Source organism: Microbacterium maritypicum, from assembly GCF_008868125.1.
Classification (GTDB): domain Bacteria; phylum Actinomycetota; class Actinomycetes; order Actinomycetales; family Microbacteriaceae; genus Microbacterium; species Microbacterium maritypicum.
The window spans coordinates 877,267-901,530 of the sequence record NZ_WAAQ01000002.1; the positions used below are offsets into that span (position 1 = coordinate 877,267).

27 protein-coding genes are annotated in these 24,264 nt (G+C 69.3%); 16 read left to right on the top strand and 11 right to left on the bottom strand.

The window, feature by feature from the left end:
* The first annotated feature begins 91 nt into the window (after positions 1-91).
* The 4 genes from F6W70_RS15005 (at position 92) to F6W70_RS15020 (ending at position 4,013) form a co-directional block, all read left to right on the top strand.
* Positions 92-1,009: an SMP-30/gluconolactonase/LRE family protein gene (locus F6W70_RS15005; RefSeq protein WP_170287926.1), complete on the top strand. Its 918-nt coding sequence runs from the start codon at positions 92-94 to the stop codon at positions 1,007-1,009.
* Entirely contained in the window at positions 1,006-1,665 is a 660-nt protein-coding gene (locus F6W70_RS15010; RefSeq protein WP_235563399.1) for a bifunctional 4-hydroxy-2-oxoglutarate aldolase/2-dehydro-3-deoxy-phosphogluconate aldolase, read from the top strand. The genes F6W70_RS15005 and F6W70_RS15010 overlap by 4 nt, the downstream gene beginning before the upstream one ends.
* Positions 1,666-1,752: 87 nt before the next feature.
* Complete coding sequence (locus F6W70_RS15015) at positions 1,753-3,213, top strand: ABC transporter permease (RefSeq protein ID WP_151487160.1); 1,461 nt, start codon at positions 1,753-1,755, stop codon at positions 3,211-3,213.
* Positions 3,214-3,287: 74 nt separating this feature from the next.
* Positions 3,288-4,013, top strand: a complete 726-nt coding sequence (locus F6W70_RS15020) for an ABC transporter ATP-binding protein (RefSeq protein ID WP_055871229.1) — start codon at positions 3,288-3,290, stop codon at positions 4,011-4,013.
* 74 nt (positions 4,014-4,087) lie between these two features.
* On the opposite strand, the gene gnd is transcribed toward F6W70_RS15020, so the two are convergent.
* Together gnd and F6W70_RS15030 are read right to left on the bottom strand one after the other, a co-directional pair.
* A complete protein-coding gene (gene gnd / locus F6W70_RS15025; protein WP_017828443.1) occupies positions 4,088-5,536 on the bottom strand; it encodes an NADP-dependent phosphogluconate dehydrogenase in 1,449 nt (482 codons plus the stop codon).
* Between the two features lie 56 nt (positions 5,537-5,592).
* A complete protein-coding gene (locus F6W70_RS15030) occupies positions 5,593-6,483 on the bottom strand; it encodes an NAD(P)-dependent oxidoreductase (RefSeq protein WP_151487161.1) in 891 nt (296 codons plus the stop codon).
* Positions 6,484-6,581: 98 nt separating this feature from the next.
* Between F6W70_RS15030 and F6W70_RS15035 the strand changes: the two genes are divergently transcribed.
* The 7 genes from F6W70_RS15035 (at position 6,582) to F6W70_RS15065 (ending at position 13,100) form a co-directional block, all read left to right on the top strand.
* Positions 6,582-7,640, top strand: a complete 1,059-nt coding sequence (locus F6W70_RS15035; RefSeq protein WP_151487162.1) for a D-2-hydroxyacid dehydrogenase — start codon at positions 6,582-6,584, stop codon at positions 7,638-7,640.
* A 55-nt stretch (positions 7,641-7,695) separates the two neighbouring features.
* Positions 7,696-8,484 carry an IclR family transcriptional regulator gene (locus tag F6W70_RS15040; protein WP_055870819.1) on the top strand — a complete coding sequence of 263 codons (789 nt, stop codon included), beginning with the start codon at positions 7,696-7,698 and terminating at the stop codon, positions 8,482-8,484.
* 139 nt (positions 8,485-8,623) lie between these two features.
* Positions 8,624-10,042 (top strand): MFS transporter, encoded by a 1,419-nt coding sequence (locus F6W70_RS15045; protein WP_055870821.1) that lies wholly within the window; start codon positions 8,624-8,626, stop codon positions 10,040-10,042.
* Positions 10,039-10,824 (top strand): SDR family oxidoreductase, encoded by a 786-nt coding sequence (locus F6W70_RS15050; protein WP_055877641.1) that lies wholly within the window; start codon positions 10,039-10,041, stop codon positions 10,822-10,824. The genes F6W70_RS15045 and F6W70_RS15050 overlap by 4 nt, the downstream gene beginning before the upstream one ends.
* Complete coding sequence (locus tag F6W70_RS15055) at positions 10,824-11,555, top strand: fumarylacetoacetate hydrolase family protein (protein WP_151487163.1); 732 nt, start codon at positions 10,824-10,826, stop codon at positions 11,553-11,555. The genes F6W70_RS15050 and F6W70_RS15055 overlap by 1 nt, the downstream gene beginning before the upstream one ends.
* A gap of 16 nt (positions 11,556-11,571) precedes the next feature.
* Complete coding sequence (locus tag F6W70_RS15060) at positions 11,572-12,609, top strand: zinc-binding dehydrogenase (protein WP_151487164.1); 1,038 nt, start codon at positions 11,572-11,574, stop codon at positions 12,607-12,609.
* A complete protein-coding gene (locus F6W70_RS15065) occupies positions 12,606-13,100 on the top strand; it encodes a gluconokinase (RefSeq protein WP_151487165.1) in 495 nt (164 codons plus the stop codon). The genes F6W70_RS15060 and F6W70_RS15065 overlap by 4 nt, the downstream gene beginning before the upstream one ends.
* A 12-nt stretch (positions 13,101-13,112) precedes the next feature.
* Here the strand turns inward: F6W70_RS15065 and F6W70_RS17995 are convergent, their stop codons facing one another.
* Complete coding sequence (locus tag F6W70_RS17995) at positions 13,113-13,238, bottom strand: hypothetical protein (protein ID WP_017828452.1); 126 nt, start codon at positions 13,236-13,238, stop codon at positions 13,113-13,115.
* A 224-nt stretch (positions 13,239-13,462) separates the two neighbouring features.
* Here F6W70_RS17995 and F6W70_RS15070 point away from each other — a divergent pair, with 224 nt between their 5' ends.
* Complete coding sequence (locus F6W70_RS15070) at positions 13,463-14,074, top strand: 50S ribosomal protein L25/general stress protein Ctc (RefSeq protein WP_017828453.1); 612 nt, start codon at positions 13,463-13,465, stop codon at positions 14,072-14,074.
* Positions 14,075-14,173: 99 nt separating this feature from the next.
* Positions 14,174-14,755 carry an aminoacyl-tRNA hydrolase gene (pth, locus tag F6W70_RS15075; RefSeq protein WP_151487166.1) on the top strand — a complete coding sequence of 194 codons (582 nt, stop codon included), beginning with the start codon at positions 14,174-14,176 and terminating at the stop codon, positions 14,753-14,755.
* 33 nt (positions 14,756-14,788) lie between these two features.
* On the opposite strand, the gene F6W70_RS18000 is transcribed toward pth, so the two are convergent.
* On the bottom strand, positions 14,789-15,535 hold the full coding sequence (locus F6W70_RS18000) for a hypothetical protein (protein WP_318278913.1): 747 nt from the start codon (positions 15,533-15,535) through the stop codon (positions 14,789-14,791).
* 21 nt (positions 15,536-15,556) lie between these two features.
* Positions 15,557-16,561: a tryptophan--tRNA ligase gene (gene trpS, locus F6W70_RS15085; RefSeq protein WP_081603831.1), complete on the bottom strand. Its 1,005-nt coding sequence runs from the start codon at positions 16,559-16,561 to the stop codon at positions 15,557-15,559.
* Positions 16,562-16,606: 45 nt separating this feature from the next.
* On the opposite strand from trpS, the gene F6W70_RS15090 reads away from it, so the two are divergent.
* From F6W70_RS15090 to F6W70_RS15100, 3 genes are read left to right on the top strand one after another with little or no spacing between them, the layout of a single operon-like run.
* Positions 16,607-17,251, top strand: coding sequence for an SRPBCC family protein (locus tag F6W70_RS15090; protein WP_318278914.1), 645 nt, complete (start codon positions 16,607-16,609; stop codon positions 17,249-17,251).
* A complete protein-coding gene (locus F6W70_RS15095; RefSeq protein WP_055870844.1) occupies positions 17,248-17,931 on the top strand; it encodes a DUF4166 domain-containing protein in 684 nt (227 codons plus the stop codon). Before F6W70_RS15090 ends, F6W70_RS15095 begins: the two co-directional genes overlap by 4 nt.
* The gene (locus F6W70_RS15100) at positions 17,928-18,596 is read left to right on the top strand and encodes a DUF4166 domain-containing protein (RefSeq protein WP_151487167.1); all 669 of its coding nucleotides are present in this window, start codon (positions 17,928-17,930) and stop codon (positions 18,594-18,596) included. The genes F6W70_RS15095 and F6W70_RS15100 overlap by 4 nt, the downstream gene beginning before the upstream one ends.
* Here F6W70_RS15100 and F6W70_RS15105 read toward each other — a convergent pair.
* The 6 genes from F6W70_RS15105 to sdhC form a co-directional block, all read right to left on the bottom strand.
* A complete protein-coding gene (locus tag F6W70_RS15105; RefSeq protein ID WP_318278915.1) occupies positions 18,590-19,429 on the bottom strand; it encodes an exodeoxyribonuclease III in 840 nt (279 codons plus the stop codon). The genes F6W70_RS15100 and F6W70_RS15105 overlap by 7 nt on opposite strands.
* Before the next feature lie 10 nt (positions 19,430-19,439).
* Positions 19,440-20,648 carry a YihY/virulence factor BrkB family protein gene (locus F6W70_RS15110; RefSeq protein ID WP_055870853.1) on the bottom strand — a complete coding sequence of 403 codons (1,209 nt, stop codon included), beginning with the start codon at positions 20,646-20,648 and terminating at the stop codon, positions 19,440-19,442.
* 105 nt (positions 20,649-20,753) lie between these two features.
* Complete coding sequence (locus F6W70_RS15115; RefSeq protein WP_017828462.1) at positions 20,754-21,521, bottom strand: succinate dehydrogenase iron-sulfur subunit; 768 nt, start codon at positions 21,519-21,521, stop codon at positions 20,754-20,756.
* A gap of 2 nt (positions 21,522-21,523) precedes the next feature.
* Positions 21,524-23,350 (bottom strand): succinate dehydrogenase flavoprotein subunit, encoded by a 1,827-nt coding sequence (gene sdhA, locus F6W70_RS15120; RefSeq protein ID WP_017828463.1) that lies wholly within the window; start codon positions 23,348-23,350, stop codon positions 21,524-21,526.
* A 17-nt stretch (positions 23,351-23,367) separates the two neighbouring features.
* Positions 23,368-23,817, bottom strand: coding sequence for a succinate dehydrogenase hydrophobic membrane anchor subunit (locus F6W70_RS15125; protein ID WP_055870856.1), 450 nt, complete (start codon positions 23,815-23,817; stop codon positions 23,368-23,370).
* Positions 23,817-24,251: a succinate dehydrogenase, cytochrome b556 subunit gene (gene sdhC / locus F6W70_RS15130; RefSeq protein ID WP_074731658.1), complete on the bottom strand. Its 435-nt coding sequence runs from the start codon at positions 24,249-24,251 to the stop codon at positions 23,817-23,819. Before sdhC ends, F6W70_RS15125 begins: the two co-directional genes overlap by 1 nt.
* Positions 24,252-24,264: the final 13 nt, after the last annotated feature.

Here is a 24,264-nt window from a genome sequence, read left to right on the forward strand (position 1 = left end):
ATCGTGTGTCCACATTTCTCGCAAGTGTTATGCATATTGTGAGATAGTCTGCCACATAACGGTTACGAGCTACCAGCGAAGGATGACCCGGATGCCGCACACCCAGACCTCCCGACGCGTCGAGATCCTCTCCGACGCCCGCTACGTCCAGGCCGAATCGCCGCGCTGGGACGGTCGGGACGGGAGCCTCGCCTGGATCGACATGGCGACCGGTTCGCTGCATCGCGGCCGCATCGAAGACGGACGGGTGGTTCCCGAGACCGCGGTCGTCGTCGGCGCGCAGATCGGCGCCCCGATCCCGCTCGCCCAGCCGGGGGCGGGCTGGCTCGTCGGCGTCGACCGCCGCGTGGTGCATGTCGGTGACGACGGCGTCGTCTCTCCCCTCACGGGCGACATCGCCGGGGTGGGCGACTACATGAACGACGGCGGCGGTGATCCGTCCGGGCGGTTCTGGGTGGGCAGTCAGTCGATGCCCCGCGATCCCCACTGCACACTGTGGAGCATCGGTCCCGACGGCGAGCCGACCGCCCGCCTCGACGGGGTTACCGTGTCGAACGGACTCGCCTTCGACCGCAGCGGCTCGACGCTGTACTACATCGACACGCTCCCGCACCGCAGCATCGAGGCCTTCGACGTGGCGCCCGACGGGGAGCTCTCGAACCGCCGCACCCTGTGCCGGGTCGAGGGCGGCAACCCCGACGGCATGGCCATCGATCTCGACGGCATGCTCTGGGTCGCTGTCTGGGACGCCTCCGAGGTGCGCCGCTACTCACCCGCGGGTGAGCTCGTCGAGACGATCAGCCTTCCGGCGAAGCGGCCCACCGCGGTGGCGCTCGTCGACCGGCTGCTCGTGATCACGACGGCGAGCATCGGGCTCTCCGACCCCACGGACGCCGACGGCGCCCTGCTCGGCGTGCGGGTCGACGTCGGCGGCGCACCCGCCTTCCCCTGGGGCGGCGGGGCGCCGATCGTGGCATCTGCCGGCTCCGTGGAGGAGGTGGCATCGTGAGCACCGTCGACAACGCCGAGCTGCAGGAGCGGCTGCGCAGCACCCGGCTCGTCGCGATCCTGCGGGGGACGGATGTCGACGCCACGGTCGCCGCGGCGCGGACGCTGCTGCAGGTGGGTGTGCTCACCCTCGAGATCGCCCTCACCCTGCAGGACGCGGAAGAGGCGATCGCGCAGATCGTGCAGGACGCCCCGGCGACGGCGCTGGTCGGTGCCGGCACGGTGCTCGACGAGGCCGATGTCGAACGAGCGGTCTCCGCCGGTGCGCAGTTCATGGTCACGCCCACCCTCAGCGCCTCCGTCCCCTATGCGGTCAGCCAGGGCATCGGTGTGCTGGCGGGCGTCTACACACCCACCGAGATCCAGCGGGGCCACGACCTCGGAAGCGCGGCGGTCAAGCTGTTCCCCGCGTCGGCGCTCGGCTCCGGCTTCATCCGTGCCGTGCGCGATCCCTTCCCGCAGGCGCGGATCATCCCGGTGGGGGGCGTGCGCGTCGACACGGTAGCCGAGTATCTCGCGGCGGGTGCTTTCGGCATCGGGGTGGGCGGGCCGCTCGTCGGAGACGCCACGGCTCCCGGCGGCGACCTCGAGGCGCTCGCGGTTCGCGCCGGCGCGTTCGTCCAGGCATGCGCTGTGGATGATCCGCGCCTTCCATAGGTTCCTCATCACCTGTCCCTCGATCTCGCATATGAGCGATTCCTAACGTCGATCTCGCCCCGCGATGGCCGCGGCGGAAGGAGAGAGATGTACGGAATGTATCTGCGGCGCGAACTGGCCGGCCGCAAGAAGCAGACGATGATCGTCGCGATCGGACTGGCGATCGCAATCGCTCTCGTGATCGTGGTCAACGCCCTCACCGCGGGAGTGCGGGACGCACAGGCGCAGGCCCTCGCCTCCGTCTACGGTGTCGGCACCGACCTCACCGTGACCGGCGCGACCACGGAGCCGGGCCAGGGCGAGGGGCCGCGCTTCGATTTCGATGCGGGCGCCGGGGAGAGCGACGGCGAGACGACCACGCTCGCGCAGTCGATGCTGCGGACCGACTTCCTGCGCGGCACTCTCGACTCCTCGGTGCTCGACACCGTCGCCGACACGGACGGCGTCGCTGCCGCTTCCGGGGCACTGAGTCTGACGAACTCCACCTTCTCCGGAGAGATGCCCAGCGGCGGTTTCGCACAGCAGGACGGCGAGCAGCCGGCCGCGCCCGAGGCCGGACAGGCACCGCCGGACGCCGGGCAGGGCGGCGGAGCATCCTTCGGCGTCGATTCCTTCTCGGTGCTCGGGATCGACCCCGCCGAGACCACGGTGGGCCCGCTCGCCTCCGCCGAGGTGACGGACGGTCGCGGCTTCGACGCCGCTGACGATGAGGCGCTCGTCGCGCTCGTCGACCGCACCTATGCCGCCACGAACGAGCTCTCGGTGGGGAGCACCATCGACGTGGCCGGCTCCGATGTCGAGATCGTCGGCATCCTCGGCTCGACCTCGGACAGCGCGGACACGGCGGTGAACGTGTACCTGCCGCTGAGCACCGCGCAGACGCTCGCCGGTGTCGACGACGTCATCTCCACCGTCTACGTGCAGGCGGACTCTGCCGCCTCGATCGATGCCGTGCAGGCGGCGCTGGCAGATGAACTCCCCGACGCGACCGTCACGTCACAGTCCGAGCTCGCCTCGACCGTCTCCGGCTCGCTCTCCAGCGCGACCGCATTGATCACGAACCTCGGTACGTGGCTCTCGATCATCGTGCTCGTCGTCGCCGTGGTGCTCTCGGTGCTGCTCACGCTGTCGGGCGTGGGGCGTCGCACCAGGGAGTTCGGCACCCTCAAGGCGATCGGATGGTCGAACGGTCGCGTCGTGCGGCAGGTCGCAGGCGAATCGATGGTGCAGGGGCTGATCGGGGGCGCCGTCGGGCTCGTCCTCGGCATCGCCGGGATCGTGCTGATCAACGTCCTCAGGCCCACGGTCGCCGCGAGCAGCGCGGGTCAGGGCGCGGGCCCCGGAGGCATGGGCCCCGGTCCCACCGGCGGTGGGGGCGGGATGCTCCAGACTCCCGCCGCCGACGTCGTCCTCCAGGCCCCCTTCACGCCGTGGGTGCTGGTGGCGGCCGTCGGTCTCGCGGTGCTCGGCGGCCTCGTCGCAGGCGCATTCGGCGGCTGGCGTGCCGCCCGGCTCAGCCCGGCGGAAGCGCTGCGGTCGGTCGCATGAGTATTCAGCACACGGACGATATCCCACAGCGCACGCCATTGCCCGAGCAGTCGTTCCAGGAGAAGGAGAACCGCATGACCATCGCAGACCTCGAGCCGACGACGCCACGACGCGAGGACGAGCACCCGCTCTACCGCGTGGCGGGCGTCACGCGGACGTACACGCAGAAGGGCCGCATCGTGAAGGCGCTCACCGGAGTGGACCTCGACATCATGCCCGGCGAGTTCGTCACGATCCAAGGGCCGACAGGCGGGGGGAAATCGACACTGCTGCAGCTGCTCGGGGCCCTCGACACGCCGTCGACCGGTTCGCTCCTGCTCGACGGCAGAGAGCTCGCATCGGCTTCGGCGAAGGAGCTCGGCCGCATCAGGGCGGAGGAGATCGGGTTCGTGTTCCAGGGGTTCAACCTGATCCCCACGCTCACCGCCACGGAGAACGTGGACATGGCGCTCGAGCCCCTCGGTCTCGACAGGGCGCAGCGCCGCACCAGGGTGGCCGAGGCGCTCGCCCACGTCGGGCTCGACGACAGGGGCGACCATCTGCCCACCGAGCTCTCCGGAGGGCAGCAGCAGCGCGTCGCGATCGCACGCGCCATCGTGAAGAGGCCGCGCGTTCTCCTCGCCGACGAGCCGACGGGCAATCTCGACGAGAGCATGCGCGACGAGATCCTGACGCTGCTCGAATCGCTGTGCGCCGAGGGGATCACGATCATCGTCGTGACGCACGATTCGGCGGTCGCGCGTCATGCGACACGGCGGCTGCGTCTGACGAAGGGCGTGGTGCAGGACATCACGAAGTAGGGGAGCGCGGCATCGTGGTGCGATGCACGAAGGGCCGGGTACCTCGCGGTACCCGGCCCTTCGACGGCGAGACGTCAGTGCGTGTCTTCCGCCTCGATCTCGGTGCGGTCGCCCGACCACAGCGTGTGGAAGGTGCCCGGCTTGTCGACGCGCTTGTAGGTGTGCGCGCCGAAGAAGTCGCGCTGACCCTGCACGAGCGCTGCGGGGAGGCGGTCGGCGCGGATGCCGTCGTAGTACGACAGCGACGACGAGAACGCGGGCGCGGGGATGCCGGCCTCGGCGGCCGCGATCACGACGCGGCGCCACGGCGCCTGGGCGCGGGTGATCGCCTCGGTGAAGTACGGAGCGGTCAGCAGCACAGGCAGGTCGGGGGTCTCGGCGTAGGCGTCCGCGATGCGGTTGAGGAACTGGGCGCGGATGATGCAGCCGCCGCGCCAGATCTTCGAGATCGCGCCGAGGTCGATGTTCCAGCCGTACTCGGCCGCACCCGCGCGGATCTCGTCGAAGCCCTGCGAGTAGGCGACGATCTTCGACGCGTAGAGCGCGAGGCGCACGTCTTCGATGAACGCCTCGGTGTCCTCGACGGAGAACTCCTCCTCGGGGCCGGGGAGGTCGCGCGACACGGCGCGCTGCTCGGGGTGCGAGGAGAGCGAGCGGGCGAAGGTCGCTTCGGCGATGCCCGAGACGGGGACGCCCAGGGACAGTGCGGTCTGCACGGTCCAGGCGCCGGTGCCCTTGGCTCCTGCCTGGTCGAGGATCACGTCGACCAGCGGCTGGCCGGTGGAGGCGTCCACCTGGCGGAGCACCTCGGCGGTGATCTCGATCAGGTACGACTCGAGCTCGCCCTTGTTCCACTCGGCGAAGATCTCGGCGATCTCGGCCGGCGACTTGCCGGTGCCGCGACGGATGAGGTCGTAGGCCTCGGCGATCAGCTGCATGTCGGCGTACTCGATGCCGTTGTGCACCATCTTGACGAAGTGACCGGCGCCGTCGTGGCCGACGTGGGTGACGCACGGCTCGCCCTCGGCGATCGCGGCGATCGACTTCAGGATCGGTCCGAGCGTGATCCAGGACTCGTCGGAGCCGCCGGGCATGATCGAGGGGCCGGTGAGGGCGCCCTCCTCGCCGCCGGAGATGCCGGCGCCGACGAAGTTGATGCCGGTCTCGCGCACGGCCTTCTCGCGACGGATGGTGTCGGGGAAGTAGGCGTTGCCACCGTCGACGATGATGTCACCGGGCTCGAAGACCTCGACCAGCGAGTCGATCACGGCGTCGGTCGGGCCGCCGGCCTTGACCATGATGATCGCGGTACGCGGCTTCTGCAGCGAGTCGGCGAACTCCTGGTAGGTGCGGGCCGGAACGAAGCCGGCCTCGGGGTGCTCGTCGAGGAGCGTCTGGGTCTTCTCGTAGCTGCGGTTGAAGATCGCCACCGTGTTCCCCTCGCGGCTGGCGAGGTTGCGGGCGAGGTTCGATCCCATAACGGCGAGTCCGACGACTCCGATGTTCGCTGATGCTTCGGGCACAGAAGGCTCCTCGATGGTGAAGAAGGGGTGGTTTCAGCGTATCGCTGTACGGCAGGTCAGTGGCCACCTGTGTCACGAGAGGCGATGAAGCGTCGTGACACGGCGATGTCGCGGTCGCCGAGACCTGCGGCGACCAGCTCGTCGAAGGCCGCGCGCAGGGCGGGCAGCAGGACGGGGGAGGTGCCGGTGGCATCGGCGATGTCGGCCGCGAAGCCGAGGTCCTTCACCATGTACCGCGCGATGCCGCTGGGGGAGTCGTCGCCGGTGATGAGCTTCTCGCGACGGCTGTCCAGCAGCCGCGATCCGGCGTATCCGCCCGACAGCAGCGACCACAACGCGTCGAGATCGAGGCCGGAGCGGTCGGCGAGCACGGTGGCCTCCCCGAGCGCCATGATCGTCGCGGAGACCACGAGCTGGTTGCAGGCCTTGGCGACCTCGCCGGCGCCGAGCGGGCCGAGCAGGACGGGTGTGCCGCAGGGGGCGAGCACCTCTGCCGCGACGGCCGCGTCGTCCGGGGCGCCGCCGAGCATGATCGAGAGGGTTCCGGCGATCGCCCCGTCCTCGCCGCCCGAGACCGGGCAGTCCACGACACGTACCCGGCCGTCCGTCTGGTCCGAGACACGCTCCGCGAACGCGCGGACGGCGGGTGCCGAGGAGGTGGATCCGATGAGGATGAGCAGGTCGCCGGCATCGGCGAGCAGCCCGTCAGGGCCGTCGAGCATGGCCTCGAACGGAGGGAGGTCCGGCAGCATCATGAGCAGGACGTCTACTCTGGAGGCGAGCTCGCGTGGCGTCTGCGCCCAGGAGGCTCCGGCGGCCAGCAGTTCCGGCTGCGGGCGCCGCGCGTGGACGACGAGCCGGCCGTGTGCGGCGAGCAGGTGGTCGGCCATGGGGCGGCCCATGGCGCCGAGGCCCACGACGCCGACGGTGACGGATGAGATGTTCATGCGCACACGGTAGCAACAATCCAACAGATAGAACAGTGTCCAACCTGCTGGAACTGGGCTAAGGTGAGGGATCCAGACTTCCCGAGGAAGGGACCAGCATGACGGGGACCGAGAAGAAGCTGCGCGCCGTCGTGGCGGTACCGCTGGCGGAAGACCTGTGTCGGCTGATCGAGGAGCTCGAGCCTCGCGTCGAGGTGATCCGCGATCACGCGCTCATGCCGCCGATGCGCGGACCCGCCGATTGGTCCGGCGACCCGGACCACGTGCGCACACCGAGCGAGCAGCAGGCCTTCGATGAGATGGTCGACTCGGCCGACGTGCTGTTCGGGATCCCCGATGTGGATGCGGCGGCGCTGGCGCGCACCGTGGCTGCCAATCCGCGGCTGCGCTGGGTCATGACGACCGCTGCCGGTGGCGGCGCCTCGGTCAAGGCCGCTGGTCTCGATCGCGAGCAGCTCGACCGCGTCGTCTTCACGACCAGTGCGGGCGTGCACGGCGGACCGCTCGCGGAGTTCGCGGTGTTCGGGGTCATGGCGGGCGCGAAGAACCTCCCGCGTCTTCTCGCCGACCAGGGCACCCGCACCTGGCCCGACCGCTGGGAGATGCGTCAGCTCGACGAGATGACCGTGCTGGTCGTCGGCCTCGGCGGCATCGGCGCGGAGTGCGCACGACGTTTCCACGCGCTCGGCGCGCGGGTGTGGGGCACGACACGGTCCGGCGAGCCGGTGGACGGAGTGGATCGTCTGGTGCCGCTGGACGAGCTGATCGACGCGGTGGCCCACGTCGACGCGATCGTCGTCACCCTTCCCGGTACGGCGCAGACCCGTCATCTGATCGGCGCCGAGGTGTTCGAGGCCGTGAAGCCGGGCGCGATCATCACCAACGTCGGCCGCGGCACCGTTGTCGACGAGACCGCTCTGCGTGGTGCGCTCGACGACGGTCGGATCGCGTTCGCGGCTCTCGACGTCTTCGAGCAGGAGCCCCTCGATGCCGCCTCGCCGCTCTGGGGCCATCCGAACGTTCTCGTGAGCCCGCACACCGCGGCCCTCAGCTCGAAGGAGGAGGAGCGCATCGCCCGCCGCTTCGCGGAGAACGCGGCGCGCCTGCTCGATGGCGAGCCGCTGACCGCCGTGGTCGATACGGTCGAGTTCTACTGATCGGCCTGCAGGCGGCGACCGCCTGCAGGAATCCCTGAAGGCGGAAGGCGCGGCCATGGACGACGACACCCGCGAAGGGCGCGACCCCGCGCCGGCCGTGACTCGCAGCATCCGCCTGCTCGGCATCCTCGCCGAGGCCGGTGGCCCGCGTACCCTCACGGAGCTCGCGGGAGACCTGGGGCTGGCGAAGTCGTCGACGGCGAACCTCTGTCTGGCGCTCGAGGCCGGTGGCATGGTCGACCGCACCCCGCAGGGCTACCGCCTCGGGGTGCGCACCGCGGAGCTCGGAGGAGCGTTCGCGGCGCAGTTCAACCAGGTGCGCGAGTTCTACAGCGTGTGCGAGGCCTCCCCGCAGCTCGCCTCCGAGCTCGTCCAGGTCGCGATGCTCGACGGCACCGATGCGCTCTACCTCGCCAGGCACGAGGGATCGCGGTCGCTCCGGCTGGGCACGCCGCTCGGTTCGCGGCTCCCGGCCCCGCTGTCGGCGACGGGCCGCGCTCTCCTGGCGGCGATGAGCGACGCCGAGGTGGTCGAGCTCCTCGGCGAGGATGCCGTCTTCCCTCAGCTCACCGAGCGGAGTGCGACCACCATGTCCGGCCTTCTGGAAGTGCTGGCCACGGCCCGCCGCCGAGGCTGGGCGCTGGACGCCGAGGAGTCCTTCCGTGGCATCGTCGGCGTGGCCGTGCCGCTGGAGGGCTGGGCTCCGACCGATCCGCCCCTCGCGCTGGGAGTGGCGATCCGCGCCGCCGAAGCCGACTACGAGCGCATCGAGCGCGTGGGTGAGGCTCTGCGCGAGGCCGCCGCGGCGCTGACGAACCCGTTCAGCGCCGCCGTCCGGCGCTGACCCCTCGCGCCGCGCAACCGGCGGAGCCCTTATGGAGGGCCATGCTTCTCGTACGCCTGACTCCGGTCCAAAGGGTTGAACGCAATCCAACGGGCTGGTACAGTCGGGGTCACGCCGCAGGCGAAGCCGATCGAAGGAGATGGCCGTGACCGACCCCCGCACCCCCGTCCGAGCAGCGTCCGATGACCCGGAATACGCGGCGAACCTGCGTCGCGCGACACTCGCGTCGAGCATCGGCAGCGCGCTGGAGTACTTCGACTTCGCGCTTTACGGCCTCTCGACCGCGCTGATCTTCAACGTGCTGTTCTTCCCTCAGGACGACCCGGCCATGGCCACGGTCGCCGCCTTCGCGACCTTCGGCGTCGGGTTCCTGGCTCGTCCGTTCGGCGGCCTGTTCTTCGGTGTCCTCGGAGACAAGCTCGGGCGCAAGTGGGTCCTGGTCGCCACGATCGTGCTGATGGGCGGAGCCTCGACCGCGATCGGTCTGCTGCCCACCTACGCCGCGATCGGTGTCTGGGCGCCGATCCTGCTGGTGCTGATGCGTCTGCTGCAGGGCTTCGGTGCCGGGGCCGAGCAGGCGGGCGCGACCGTGCTGATGGCCGAGTACGCGCCGGTGAAGCGTCGCGGCTTCTTCTCGGCCCTGCCGTTCGTCGGCATCCAGGCGGGAACGCTGCTCGCCGCGGTCGTCTTCGGCCTGATCACGCTGCTTCCCGAGGACCAGCTGCTGAGCTGGGGCTGGCGCGTGCCGTTCCTCGCCTCCTTCGCGCTGATCCTGCTCGCGCTGTTCATCCGGATGCGACTGCGCGAGACGCCGACGTTCATCGAGCTCGAGAAGCACGAGCAGGTCGCAGACCGCCCGATCAAGGAGATCTTCACGCACGGGCTGCCCGGTGTGATCGTCGGCGTGGGTCTGAGGATGGCCGAGAACGGCGGCTCCTACATGTTCCAGACGCTCGGACTCGCGTTCTTCGTCACCGTGATCGGCGACAACGCCGACAAGAGCCTGCTCACGTGGGGTGTCACCCTCGGATCGCTGATCGGCGTGTTCTCCGTGCCGTTCACCGGCCACCTCTCCGACCGCTTCGGTCGTCGCACGGTGTACCGCTTCGGGGCGGTGTTCATGCTCGTCTACACCTTCCCTGCGTGGTGGCTGCTGTCGCTCGGAAACTACGCCGTGGCGATCGGCGTGATCGCGATCGGCATCGGTGTCGCCGTGAACAGCATGCTCGGACCGCAGTGCGCCATGCTCCCCGAGCTCTTCGGCAACCGTCACCGCTACCTGGGTGTCGCGATGGCCCGCGAGATCTCGGCCGTGCTCGCCGGCGGTCTCGCCGGTGTCCTCGGTGCCTACCTGATCGCGGTGAGCGACGGCAACTGGGTGCTGCTGGCCATCTACATGGCCGTGCTCGCCCTCATCACCACCGCGTCGACCTTCCTCGCGCCCGAGACCCTCCGTCGCGACCTCACCCGCGTCGACGACGCGATCAAGGTCTCGAGGGCCGAGGCCGGCGACGACGTGTTCGCCACCACGGTGTCGATCAAGGCCGTGGGCCGATGACCGCGCTGCCGGCGGGACTCGCCGCCTTCGATCTGACGGGGCGCACGGCGCTGGTCACGGGGTCGAGCCAGGGGATCGGCAGGACACTCGCGGCGGGGCTCGCCGGCGCGGGCGCGACCGTCGTCGTGCATGGACGGGATGCCGTCAAGGCCCGGACATCGGCCGACGAGATCGCGCACGCCACGGGAGCCGTCGTGCACAGCGTCGTCTTCGACGTGACCGACGCCGCGGCGGTGGATGCCGGCATGGCCGAGGTCGAGCGTCTGGTCGGCACCCCCGACATCCTCGTGAACAACGCCGGGGTCCAGCGCCGAGCGCCGATCGCGGAGTTCGCCGACGAGGACTGGGATGCGCTCGTGCAGACCAACCTCTCCAGCGTCTTCCATCTGTCGCGACGGGTCTCCGCCGGGATGATCGCACGCGGCTCGGGCAAGATCATCCAGATCGGCAGCGTGCAGTCACAGCTCGCGCGTCCTTCGATCGCTGCCTACTCGGCCACCAAGGGCGCCATCGTGATGTTCACGAAGGGATTGTGCGCCGATCTCGCCCCGCACGGCATCCAGGCCAATGCGATCGCTCCCGGGTACTTCGCGACCGAGCTCACGAAGGCGCTCGTCGCGGACGAGCAGTTCTCGCAGTGGGTGCGCGGACGCACGCCCGCCGGCCGCTGGGGAGACACCCAGGACCTCGTCGGTGCCCTGCTGTTCCTCGCCAGTGGCGCGAGCGACTTCGTCAACGGGCAGACGCTGTTCGTCGACGGCGGCATGACGGCGGTGGTCTGATGCGTCTTGGGCGCATCGACACCGCCGACGGCCCCCGCTGGGTGCGCGAGACGGCGGACGGGCTGATCCCGCTGTCCGATCCCTTCCTCGCCTTCGCCGAGGGGCGCCTGCCGAGCGATGAAGGAGACGCCGTCGACGGGGCGATGATCGCGCCGGTGGACCCCGTGGTGATCGTCGGCATCGCCCAGAACGGACCGGAGCACGTGTCGCCGGTGCAGGCGTGGCTCAAGAGTCCGCGGACGGTGATCGGCAGCGGTGCCGAGGTCGTGATGCGCCGCGACGCCGGTGCCCAGGTCGCCGAGGGCGAGATCGCCGTCGTGATCGGGCGCCCGACTCCGGGGCTGACCGTGCACAACGCGCACGAGTACGTGCTGGGCGTCACGGCGGTGAACGACCTCTCGAGCCCGGATCGAGCGGCGTTCGACCCCCGCAACTTCGAATCGAAGTCGGGGGAGGGCTACACCCCGCTCGGCCCTTGGATCGACACCGAGGTCGGGATCGACGACGTGAGCCTCGAGGTGGAGGTGGACGGACGCCTGGTCGCCGAGACGGGAAGCAGGCAGCTGCCCATGTCGATCCGGGAATGCCTCGCCTACGTGGCCGCGTGGTCTCCGCTCGGACCGGGAGACGTCGTCATGACCGGCGCTCCGCACTCCCAGGCGCCCGTGGAGCCCGGGCAGACCGTGACCGTCAGGGTCGCGGGAATCGAGCTGGTCACGGCATTCGTGTGACCGAGGAAGGAGCGCGGTGAACAACCTCGCCGTGGTGGCGCATGCCGCCGAGGATCTGCGGATCGAAGACATCGGCGCCCCGGCGCCCCGACCGGATGAAGCCGTCGTGGACATCGCCTACGGCGGCATCTGCGGATCAGACCTCCACTATTGGCGACATGGAGCCGCCGGTGCCTCGGTGCTGCGTGAGCCGATGATCCTCGGACACGAGGTGTCCGGCGTCGTCTGCGTCGCCGCGGCCGATGGCACGGGGCCCGCCGTCGGCACTCCCGTGGCCGTCCATCCGCTCACCGCGCACGGTGACGGACGCACCCCCTGGCCGGCGGCGCATCCCAACCTCGCGCCGGCGTCGACGTATCTCGGCTCGGCGATGCACCTGCCGCACACCCAGGGCGCCTTCGCGCGCCGCGTCGCCCTGCCCGCACGCATGCTGCACGCGCTTCCCGCCGGTCTCGACCTGCAGACGGCGGCGCTCGCCGAGCCCGCAGCCGTCGCCTGGCACGGTGTGCAGCGTGCGGGTGATGTGCGCGGTCTGCGGGTCGTCGTGATCGGTGCCGGACCCATCGGCCAACTCGTCGCCGCGGTGGCGCAGCGCGCAGGGGCCTCCTCCGTGACCGTCACCGACCTGCAGCAGCAGCCGCGCGACATCGCCGAAGCGCGCGGCATCCGGTCGCTCGATGCACGGGCCGAGAATGAGATCTCCGAGCTGCACGCCGACGTCGTGATCGAATCGAGCGGCACCGTCCCCGGACTCTCGGCCGCCGTCTCCGCCGCCGCCCGCGGGGGCACGGTGGTGATGCTGGGGCTCCAGCGCGGGGGAGAGGTGCCGGCGCCGATGGCCACGGCCATCACCCGTGAGCTCACGCTGCGCGGGTCCTTCCGCTTCGGGGCGGAGTTCGACGAGGTCATCGCCGCCCTCGCCGACGGCAGCCTCGACGTGCGCGGTATCATCAGCCACGTGCTGCCGGTGGACGATGCGCTCGACGCCTTCGCACGGGCCGCCGACCCCGCGAGCTCCTGCAAGGTGCTCATCGACTTCGGCCGGGAGGCATGAGTGTGCGCATCGTCGTGATGGGCCCGAGCGGTTCGGGAAAGTCGACGGTGGGGGCGTTCCTCGCCGATGCTCTCGGTGCGCGGTTCATCGACGGCGACGACCTGCATCCGGCAGCGAACGTCCGCAAGATGGCGGCGGGAATCCCCTTGGACGACGCGGATCGGCAGCCCTGGCTCCGCCTCGTGGGCGAGACCCTCCAGGCCGAGGAGCGGATCGTCGTCGCGTGCTCGGCACTCCGACGTGCCTATCGCGAGGTCATCAGAGCCGAGGCGCCGGACACCTTCTTCGCGGAACTCGCGATCGGTCGGGCCGTGCTCGAGGAGCGGATGCGTCTGCGGGCCGATCACTTCATGCCGGCGGCGCTCCTGGACTCGCAGCTCCAGACGCTCGAGTCCCTCGAAGCCGATGAGCACGGCATCAGGGTGGACGAGTCGGCGGACGTTCGGACCGCATCCGCCGTCATCGCCGCGGCGGCACGGCTGCCGCACTGAGTCCTGCGGAGGTCAGTCCTTGCGGTACCCCGAGCGGCCCATCGCGAACAGTGCGATGAACGACGTGACGGCAGCGCACACGGTCATGGCGCCGATTAGCCAGAGGAGTGCGTGCGAGAGGAAGGCGCCGTCGAGCATGGGGGTTCTCCGTGTTCTGCAGAAAAAGGACCGGTGTCCTCAGCCTATCGGGTCATCCGGTACCATTGAGGCTGTACCTCGGCGAGGGATGCTTCTGCGCGTGCGCGAACATCCGTTATCGACGCGGCGAAGCAAGCCCGGTGGCTTTCCTCCTGCGTCAGCGAGTTCGAAAATTCCAAGACCACCGCGCGGCGCCTTCGCTGCGTGCCCCGAAGGAGAACCCCATGTCTGAAGACACCAAGGTCCAGGCCGAGCTCCGCGAGAGCTTCGGCAAGGGCTTCGCCCGCCGCCTCCGCGCCGCCGGCAAGATCCCCGCCGTCATCTACGGCCACGGCACCGAGCCGGTGCACGTCGCGCTGCCGGGCCACCAGGTCTCGCTCATCATCCGTCGCGCCAACGCTCTCCTCGAGCTCGACATCGAGGGCAAGGGCCAGCTCGCCCTCGTCAAGGACGTCCAGCGCGACCCGGTGCACCAGATCATCGAGCACATCGACCTGCTCGTCGTGAAGAAGGGCGAGAAGGTCGCCATCGACGTCCCGATCGTCGTCACGGGCGAGTCCGCTGCGGGCACCATCGTCAACCTCGATGCGACCACGCTGTCGATCGAGGCCGAGGCCACCCACATCCCCCAGAACATCGAGGTCTCGGTCGAGGGCCTGGAAGAGGGCGCGCACATCACCGGCGCCGACGTGAAGCTCCCCAAGGGTTCCACGCTGCTCTCCGACCCCGAGGTGCTCGTCGTCGCGATCTCCGTCCCGGCTGCACCCACCGAGGATGACGAAGAGGGCGAGGCCGCCGCGGCGACCGAGGCGGCAGAAGAGGCCGCCGCGGAGTGATCTCCGACTGATTCATCACAGAGGGGGCGCGATCCGATCGCGTCCCCTCTGTCGTATCCTGACCGAGGCTCTGCACCCGGGCAGTGAGAGGACGAGGACATGGCATCGACCTGGCTCGTGGTCGGGCTCGGCAACCCCGGCCCCCGTTATGAGGCCACACGGCACAACATCGGCCAGATGGTGGTCGACGAGCTGGCCTCGCGACGCAGCGAGGCGTTCCGCGAGCACAAGGGAGGAGCGCGCGTCGTGGAGACGTGGTTGCGCCCCGGGGCGGACAAGGTGGTGCTGGCCAAGCCGAACACCTTCATGAACGTCTCCGGCACGCCCGTGGCGGCTCTGGCCCGGTTCTACTCGGTCCCCGCCGAGCAGGTGATCGTGGTGCACGACGAGCTCGACATCCCGTTCGACACGGTCAAGCTCAAGACCGGCGGCGGTCACGGCGGACACAACGGCGTGCGCGATGTCGCACGCGCCCTAGGCACCGCCGATTTCCCGCGCGTGCGGGTGGGCATCGGCCGTCCCGTCGGGCGCCAGGATCCCGCGGACTGGGTGCTCGCCCCGTTCGGCAAGGAGGAGCAGCCGAACCTGCCGATCCTCGTCGCGGACGCCGCCGACGCGGTCGAGCTGCTGGTGGGCGAAGGCCTTCTCGCAGCGCAGCAGAAGCACCACGCACCCCGGTGATCCGGGCGGCGACGCCCGGCCGCGGTCGACCGATCAGGCGGTGTAGCCGGCGACGCTTGTAGCGCTTCCCGCACCCAGTGCGATGACCAGGACGATCGAGAAGATCACCGCGCCGAGCACGGCCACGACGAGAGCGGCGATACCGGCCCCGCGGCCCTGCTTCTTGCGGATCGCGATGATGCCGAGCACGATCGCCGCGATGCCGAGGATCGTGCCCGCCCAGAAGGAGAGCTCCGTCCACAGCACCTGATCGCGTACCGGGGAGAAGATGCGCAGATCATCGCTGTAGGTGGTCATGCTCGGCGGGATGACGCGGCCGATCGCGAAGGCGTTGATGCCCGCGACGATGGGCATCACGATCGCGGCGACGAGCGCGGAGATCAGCGCGAGCATGCCCATCAGCCCGGAGCGACGGGGCGTGGTCTCCGGCACGGCGTACGCGCCCGCAGGTGCGGCGTAGCCGCCGACGGGCACCTGGTACGCCCCGGGAGGGGCCGCAGGATATCCGGGAGCAGGAGCGGACGGGAGAGAGCCGGGCGTCGCGGCATACGCCGGGTGACCGGCGGCAGGAGGTGCGGCCTGAGCTGCCGGGTACGCCGACGGAACCGGATACGCCGGCGGAGCCGGTGGGGCGGAGAACGCGGGCGGCGCGGGGAAGGCCGGAGGAGGTGGGACCGCACCTGCAGGCGCTGCCGGCACCGACGGGACCGACGTCTCGGGCGGCACCTGCGATTCGGAGGGCACGGCACCGGACGGGGAAGGCAGCTGTGGATCAGTCACGCCCCCATCCTAAGGCGAGCGTCAGACGCGCCGGAGCAGACCCACCCGGTCGTACACGTCCGAGAGAGTCGCGTCGGCGACGGCATCGGCGCGGGCGGCGTTCTCGGCCAGGATGCGATCGAGCTCGGCGGGATCGTCGAGCAGCTCGAGGGCGCGGGCGCGCACCGGCTCGAACTCGTTGACGACGACCTCGGCCAGGCCCTTCTTGAAGTCGCCGTAGCCGCGTCCCGCGTACTCGTCCTCGATCGCGGCGACCTGGCGTCCTGTGAGCGCCGCGTAGATCGTGAGCAGGTTCGAGACGCCGGGCTTGCTCTCGCGGTCGAACCGCACGGAGCCCTCGTTGTCGGTCACCGCGCGCATGACCTTCTTCGCCGACTTCGCCGGATCGTCGAGCATCCACAGCACGCCGGCGTCGCTCTCGGCAGACTTCGACATCTTCGACGTCGGGTTCTGCAGGTCGTAGATGCGCGCGGTCTCCTTCTGGATGACGGGCATCGGCACCGTGAAGGTCTCACCGAATCGCGAGTTGAAACGCTCGGCGAGATCGCGCGTGAGCTCGACGTGCTGCTTCTGGTCATCGCCCACCGGCACCACATCGGTCTGGTAGAGCAGGATGTCTGCGGCCATGAGCACCGGGTAGGTGAACAGGCCGACACTGGTCGAGTCCGCACCGTAGCGCGAGGACTTGTCCTTGAACTGCGTCATCCGACCGGCTTCGCCGAAGCCGGTGATGGTGCTGAGAATCCACGCGAGCTCGGCGTGAGCGCGCACATGCGACTGCACGTACAGCGTCGACAGCGAGGGCTCGATACCGGCGGCGATGTACTGCGCTGCCGTACGACGCGTCTTCTCACGCAGCTCTGCCGGGTCCTGGGCGACGGTGATCGCGTGCAGATCGACGACGGAGAAATAGGCGTCGTAGGAACTCTGCAGCTCCCGCCACTGGAGCAGCGCGCCGATGTAGTTGCCGATCTGGAGGGAGTCGGCGGAGGGCTGCATTCCGGAGTAAAGGCGAGGTCTCGTCACGGGATCAATCCTATGGGGTGCGTGCTGTGCCCCTACGATGGGCGCATGGCTTCCGCTTCTCCTCTCCCACGGTCGCGAGGGGATCGGGCCCTCTACGTCGAGATCCTCATCCGCGCGCCCCTGGACGAGGTGTGGGCGCTGACCCAGGACCCGTCCTCGCACGTGCGCTGGGACGCGCGCTTCAGCGACATCGTGCCGCAGCGCACCCGGGCGGACGGCGCACAGGACTTCCGCTACGAACTCGATCTGCGGGTGCACACGATCCGCGGAACCGGCGTCTCGCTCGCCACGAAGCTGAGCCGCACGGGCGAGCGGACCTCTGCGCTCCTGTTCGACACGGACGACGCGCTCTCCCCGCTCGGTGCGGGGCGCGGGTATTGGCGCTACGTGCCGACGGATGACGGCGTGCGATTCCTCACCGGCTACGACTACGTCCCGGGCTGGGGCTGGCTCGGGCGCGTGCTGGATCCGCTGATCACGCGGCGCTTCGTCTGGTGGCTCACGGCGCGGAGCTTCGATCGCCTGCGGCTCTGGGCCGAGCAGGGGATCGCGCCCGAGGAGACCAGCGGATGGCGATCGTTGCGCCGAGGTCACCGACCTCGCGCAGGAAACTGCCTCTCCCGGCCTCCGCGACGCACCGGACGCACGATCATGGAGGACGCACCGGAATCTCTGGAGGAGCTCGTATGACCACAGGCGCCGGGATCTTCGAGCGCGCGTTGGGAGCCGATTTCGCGCGACTCCACCCGCAGCTCCAGCGCCGGTTCGGGGTCGGCGTCGACGCCGGCTACGGCTGCATCGGGCGCGGAGTGATGACCGAGGTGCGCCGGGGTCCGTGGTGGACGCTGCCGTTCCTCCTCATCGGGACGTTCCGGAACATCCTCTTCCCCGAGCGGGGACAGGACGTGCCGTTCCGGATCGACAACCACGCCTACGTCGACGACTTCGGCCGTGAGACCGTGACCTTCGTGCGGACCATGGATGTGCGCCCCGGTCGCCGTCGCCGCTTCGACGCGACCATGATCTACAGCGAGGCCCGGCGGCGAGTGGTCGACTACCTGGGCACCCACCAGCACCTCGCGGTCGACCTCGACCTCGCCGTCACCGATGACGGCGGGCTCCTGCTCACCTCGGGGGCACAGCGCTTCTACGAGGGGCGTGCGGCCTTCCGCTTCCCGATGGTCTTCAGCGGACGGGCGCGGCTCGTCGAGCGCTATGACGACGAGCAGGAGTGCTACCTGATCGACCTCGAGATCCACAACGACGTCTTCGGGTTCCTGTTCGGCTATCGGGGTGCGTTCACGTGCGAGTTCGTCGACGGCCCCGCCCCGGAGACCGTGAAGCCGTACCGTGAGGAGGCCAGGGAGTGACCGCGCGTGGAGCGGCCTTCCTCGAAGCGCTGGGGGAGCAGGCGCAGCGGCTTCATCCCGAGATCCTCGCGCAGATGAGCGTCGAGGCGACCAGGGACAGCGCCGAGGGCGTGTTCGCGGTCGCCGGGAGCCGGTTCGGACGCGTCGCCGGTCTCGCCGCGCCCGTCATCGGTCCCGGCCTGCTGGTAACGCGGTTCGCGCGTGACGTGCCGTTCCGGATCGATACCGTGTCCGGCCGATCGCGCGCGGGGCGGGCGACGCTCGACACCGTCCGCGAGTTCCGCTTTCCCGGCGCGACGCAGCACGTGACGGATCGACTCTTCGCGACCGGTCACCCCGGCATCGTGCAGAACGCCTTGGGCGTGCGAGGGCGGGTGCAGATGCTCGAGCACTGCTCGGTGACCGACGAGGGTGCGCTGCGCATGAGCACTCGCGCCGTCGCACTGCGGCTGGGGCGGTATCGGATCCCGCTCCGCGGCATCCTGCGCATCGAGGTGGAGCTCGTCGACGGCTGGGACGAGGCCCGCCGTCGACGCACCATCGACATGCGCGCGACGAGCCCCGTTCTCGGGACGGTCCTGGAGTACCGCGGGTGGTACCGCTATGCGGACCTCACAGCGCCGGACGTCACGACGTCGGGTGGCGTGCCCGCCGCGGATCAGTAGCGGTAGTCGACGACGACGGGCGCGTGGTCGCTCCAGCGCTGGTCGTAGGCCGCGGCGCGCGCGACGTGATAGCTCTCGACGCGTTCGGCGAGTGCGGGCGTCGCGAGGTGATAGTCGATGCGCCACCCGGAGTCGTTGTCGAACGCCTGTCCTCGCATCGACCACCAGGTGTACGGGCCGTCGACCTCGCCGTGGAACTTTCGGCCGACGTCGATCCAGCCGAGGCCGGGGCCCACGGTGCCGTCGACCCCCGAGACCTCTGTGCCCGCCTCGCCGAGGAAGCGGTCGAAGTAGGCGCGCTCGCGGGGGAGGAAACCGGCCTTCTTGCGGTTGCCTCGCCAGTTCTTGATGTCGAGCTCACGGTGCCCGACGTTCAGGTCGCCTGTGACGAGCGCGAGGGCGCCGTCGGAGCCGAGCTCGCCCAGGCGCGTCCCGAACGCGTCGAGGAACTTCCACTTCTCGTCCTGCTTCGGGGTGTCGGCCTCGCCGGAGTGCACGTAGGCGCTCACGACGGTGAGCGGGCGATCGCCGATCAGGAAGTCGGCTTCGATCCAGCGACCCTTGGAGTCGAAGTCGTCGGGGCCGAAATCGGTGCGGGAGGCCAGCGCGGGAGTGCGGCTGGCGATGGCGACGCCGGCCCGCCCCTTCGCTGTGGCCTCATCGTGCACGAAAGACCAGCCGGGGAGTGCGGCCTCGAGGTGCTCGTCCTGCCCGCGGACCTCCTGGAGCGTGAGGATGTCGACGCCGGCATCGTCCAACCAGGAGCTCATCCCGTTGCGAGCCGCCGCTCGGATTCCGTTGACATTGACCGTGGCGATACGCAGATGAGGCATGGTCACAAGCCTAACGAGCGCCGCCGACATCCCGTCCCGGTCGATGCAGCTCCGTGAGCAGGCGCTGGGCCAGCGGGCCGCGCGGGTCGTCGGGTGGGGGAGGAGAGGCCTCGAGGTCCGCGAGCTCCTGCTCCGCGTCGCGCACGGCCCTCTCCGCAGCCCAGGCGCGGTACCACGGCGCACTCTCGCGGGCGGCGTGGGCTTTGCGCACCCGGATGCGCGCCGCCGTCAACAGCGCTTGATACTCGGCCACGCGGCGTTCGGCATCCGTGAGCGTCAACAGAGGCAGATCGCGATCCTGCGCGGCGACAGCGATCCAGGAGGACGCCACCAGCATCACCACCCCGTTCACGCGGAACCACAGCAGGAGACCGATGAAGATGGCGAACGTGGCGAGCAGTGGGTTGGAGGGCGTGTAGCTCAGCAGGAATCCGGCCCCGTACTGGAGGATGGTCATCGCGCCGCCGCCGAGAAGCGCCCCCGGCCAGATCACGTGCCAGTGCAGTGACGTTCCCGTCAGGAAGCGCACCATCGCCGCCAGCGCCCCGGACATCAGGGCGAACGACACCAGCACGGTGCCGATGCGGATGCTGATGTTGATCCCGTCGGAGCCGGAGTCCCACCCCAGCAGGCTGAGGAGCCAGCTCAGCACCGCCGCGCTGGCGGAGCTGAGCAGTGAGCCGACGACGAGAGAGACACCGAAGATCACGGCCGCCAGCAGGTCCCTGGCCTTCAGCAGCACGTAGCTGCGCCGGTCCGGCGGCAGGCCGAAGATGTCCCTGGTCGCCCGACGCGAGAACGTGACCCATCCGATGGCCGTCCAGATCACGGTGCCGAGGGCGATCAGACCGGTCACGCTCAGCAGCCCCGTGGTGTTCACCGCGATCTCCTGCACCTGTGCGGGCGTGAAGACACCGCCTTCAGGGAGGATCAGATTGGGGATGTAGCGGTTGATCATGGCGATCAGGCCATCCACCGCCTCCTCGCTGCCTCCGAGCCAGAGCCCGGCGATCGCGAAGACGAGATAGATCGCCGCGAAGATCGCGAACAGCGCCTGATAGCTCACGCCCGCAGCGAGGAGGAATCCGTTGTGCTGCAGGAAGTGGCGCCAGACCCGCACAGGGAACAGACCGAGGGTGCGCTGTGTCAGTGCGGTCGCGCGCTCGACGGCCGCATCGAGGCGACCGGACTCGGCCTCGGAGCCATCGGGTTCGGACACCTCCCCACCCTACCCAAGAGGTGGCGGCGAGGAGAGTGGTGGCGGATACGCGAACAGGCGGCCCCGGAAGGGACCGCCTGTTCGCATGCGACTGCAGAAGCGTCGTCAGGGACGCCCGCGGAGCACGGCCTGCTTGACCTCGGCGATGGCCTTGGTGACCTCGATGCCACGGGGGCATGCCTCGGAGCAGTTGAAGGTGGTGCGGCAGCGCCACACGCCTTCCTTGTCGTTGAGGATGTCGAGGCGGACCGCTGCGTTGTCGTCGCGGGAGTCGAAGATGAAGCGGTGGGCGTTGACGATCGCGGCCGGGCCGAAGTACTGCCCGTCGGTCCAGAACACGGGGCAGGACGAGGTGCACGCGGCGCACAGGATGCACTTGGTGGTGTCGTCGAAGATCTCGCGGTCGGCGATGGACTGGACGCGCTCCTTGCCCTTCTCCGGCACGGAGCTGGCGACCAGGAACGGCTGCACCTCGCGGTACGACGCGAAGAACGGCTCCATGTCGACGACCAGGTCCTTCTCCAGCGGCAGGCCCTTGATCGCCTCGACGTAGATCGGCTTCGAGATGTCGAGGTCCTTGATCAGCGTCTTGCAGGCGAGGCGGTTGCGGCCGTTGATGCGCATGGCGTCGGAGCCGCAGATGCCGTGAGCGCAGGAGCGGCGGAAGGTCAGGGAGCCGTCGACCTCCCACTTGATCTTGTGCAGGGCGTCGAGCACACGGTCGGTGGAGTAGAGCTCCACGTCGTAGTCGACCCAGTGCGGCTCGGCGTCGACCTCCGGGTTGAACCGGCGGATGTTGAACGTGACGACGAAGGACTGGATGCCGGTCTCCTCGGTCGTGTCGGCAGGTGCCTCTGCGATGGCGGTCGACATGCTCAGTACTTCCTCTCCATCGGCGGGTAGTTGAACTCGCCCTGCTCGTTCTTCGTGAAGACGACCGGCTTCCAGTCGAGCTTGATGTGATCGCTCGGCGTGGAGGAGTGCGGGTCACCGGTCAGGTAGGCCATGGTGTGCTTCATGTACTTCTCGTCGTCGCGCTTCGGGAAGTCGTCGCGCATGTGTCCGCCGCGGCTCTCCTCGCGGTTCTGCGCGGCGTAGACGACGACCTCGGCGATGTCGAGGAGGAAGCCCAGCTCGACGGCTTCGAGCAGGTCGGTGTTGAACCGCTGGCCCTTGTCGTCGACGTGGACGTTCTTGTAGCGCTCACGCAGTTCGGCGATCACGCCGAGCACGTGCTGGAGGGAATCGTGCGTGCGGAAGACCTGCGCGCCCTTGTCCATCTCGTCCTGCAGGGTCTTGCGGAGCACGGCGATGCGCTCGGTGCCCTGGTTGTTGCGCAGGTCCTCGAGCATGCCCGACACGAATGCCGCCGGGTTCTCGGGGAGCGGCACGAACTCGGCGGTCTTGACGTACTCGACGGCGTTGCGGCCGGCGCGCTTGCCGAAGACGTTGATGTCCAGGAGCGAGTTGGTGCCGAGGCGGTTCGCGCCGTGCACCGAGACACAGGCGCACTCGCCGGCGGCGTAGAGGCCGGGGACGACGGTGGTGTTGTCCGCGAGCACCTCGCCGTCGTTGTTGGTCGGGATGCCGCCCATGGCGTAGTGCGCGGTGGGCATCACGGGCACGGGCTCGACGACCGGGTCGACGCCGAGGTACGTGCGTGCGAACTCGGTGATGTCGGGGAGCTTGGTCTCGAGAACCTCGGCTCCCAGGTGCGTGCAGTCCAGCAGCACGTAGTCCTTGTGGGGACCGGCGCCACGGCCGTCGAGGACCTCCTGCACCATGCAGCGGGCGACGATGTCGCGCGGGGCGAGGTCCTTGATGGTCGGGGCGTAGCGCTCCATGAAGCGTTCACCCGAGGCGTTGCGCAGGATCGCGCCCTCTCCTCGTGCGCCCTCGGTGAGGAGGATGCCGAGACCGGCGAGGCCGGTCGGGTGGAACTGGAAGAACTCCAGGTCCTCGAGGGGGAGTCCCTTGCGCCACACGATGCCGACGCCGTCGCCGGTGAGGGTGTGCGCGTTCGAGGTCGTCTTGAAGATCTTGCCGAAACCGCCGGTCGCGAAGATCACGGCCTTGGCCTGGAAGACGTGCAGCTCGCCGGTCGCGAGATCGTAGGCGACGACGCCCGAGACCTGGGTCTTGCCGTCGGCGTCCTTCACCGTGAGCAGATCCAGGACGTAGAACTCGTTGAAGAAGTTGATGCCGAGCTTGACGCAGTTCTGGAACAGCGTCTGCAGGATCATGTGGCCGGTGCGGTCGGCGGCGTAGCAGGCGCGGCGGACCGGGGTCTTGCCGTGCTCTGCGGTGTGCCCGCCGAAGCGGCGCTGGTCGATCTTGCCCTCGGGCGTGCGGTTGAAGGGGAGGCCCATGTTCTCGAGGTCGATGACCGCGTCGATGGCCTCCTTCGCGAGGATCTCGGCCGCGTCCTGGTCGACGAGGTAGTCACCGCCCTTGACGGTGTCGAAGGTGTGCCACTCCCAGGAGTCCTCTTCGACGTTCGCGAGGGCCGCCGCCATACCGCCCTGCGCCGCACCGGTGTGCGAGCGCGTGGGGTAGAGCTTGGAGATCACGGCGGTCTTCGCCCCGGGGCCCGCCTCGATGGCGGCACGCATGCCCGCCCCACCGGCTCCCACGATGACGATGTCGAACTGGTGGTAGTGCACGCCGTCACGGACGACGGAATCCTGCGTCTCGGTAGTCACTTCTCGTATGCCTTCTTCTAGTTCCCGACGATCGCGGCGCATTCGGACCAGAGGACGCTGTCCTCGGTCACACCCAGGCACGGGTCGAACGTGAAGACCACGAGCGTGCCGAGGATGATGAGCAGGCCGGCGGCCAGCCCGAGCGCCCAGACCAGCGCCTTGCGCGCCGTGCTGTTCGTCACGTAGTCGTTCACGATCGTGCGCATGCCGTTGGCGCCGTGGATGAGTGCGAGCCACAGCATCAGCACGTCCCACCACTGCCAGAACGGCGTGGCGAACTTGCCGGCGATGAACGCGAAGTCGAGGGCGTGGATGCCTTCGCCCACCATGAGGTTGACGAAGAGGTGGCCGAAGATCAGCACGACGAGCACGACGCCCGAGACGCGCATGAAGATCCAGCCCCACTTCTCGAGGTTGACTCCGCGGCGGCGGCGCACCGGGGCGGTCGCCATGGTCTGTGCAGACATCAGTGTCCCCCTCCGAACCCGGCGAACGCGAGCATCAGGTGGCGGGGCACGAAGCCGGCCATGATGATGCCCCACACCAGCAGGACGCCCCAGAACAGCTGACGCTGATACTTGGCGCCCTTCGACCAGAAGTCGACGGCGATGATGCGCAGGCCGTTCATCGCGTGGAACACGATGCCGGCGACGAGCACGACCTCACCGAGGGCCATGACCGGGTTCTTGTATGTGCCGATGACGGCGTTGTACGCCTCCGGCGACACCCTGATCAGCGCCGTGTCGAGCACGTGCACCAACAGGAAGAAGAAGATGGCGACTCCGGTGATGCGGTGAAGCACCCACGACCACATGCCTTCGCGACCCCGATAGAGGGTGCCGCGTGGGGTCTTGGACGTGGTTTCCGAAATCGACGGTGTCAAGCGGGCGCTTGTGGACACGGTCGTCCTCCCT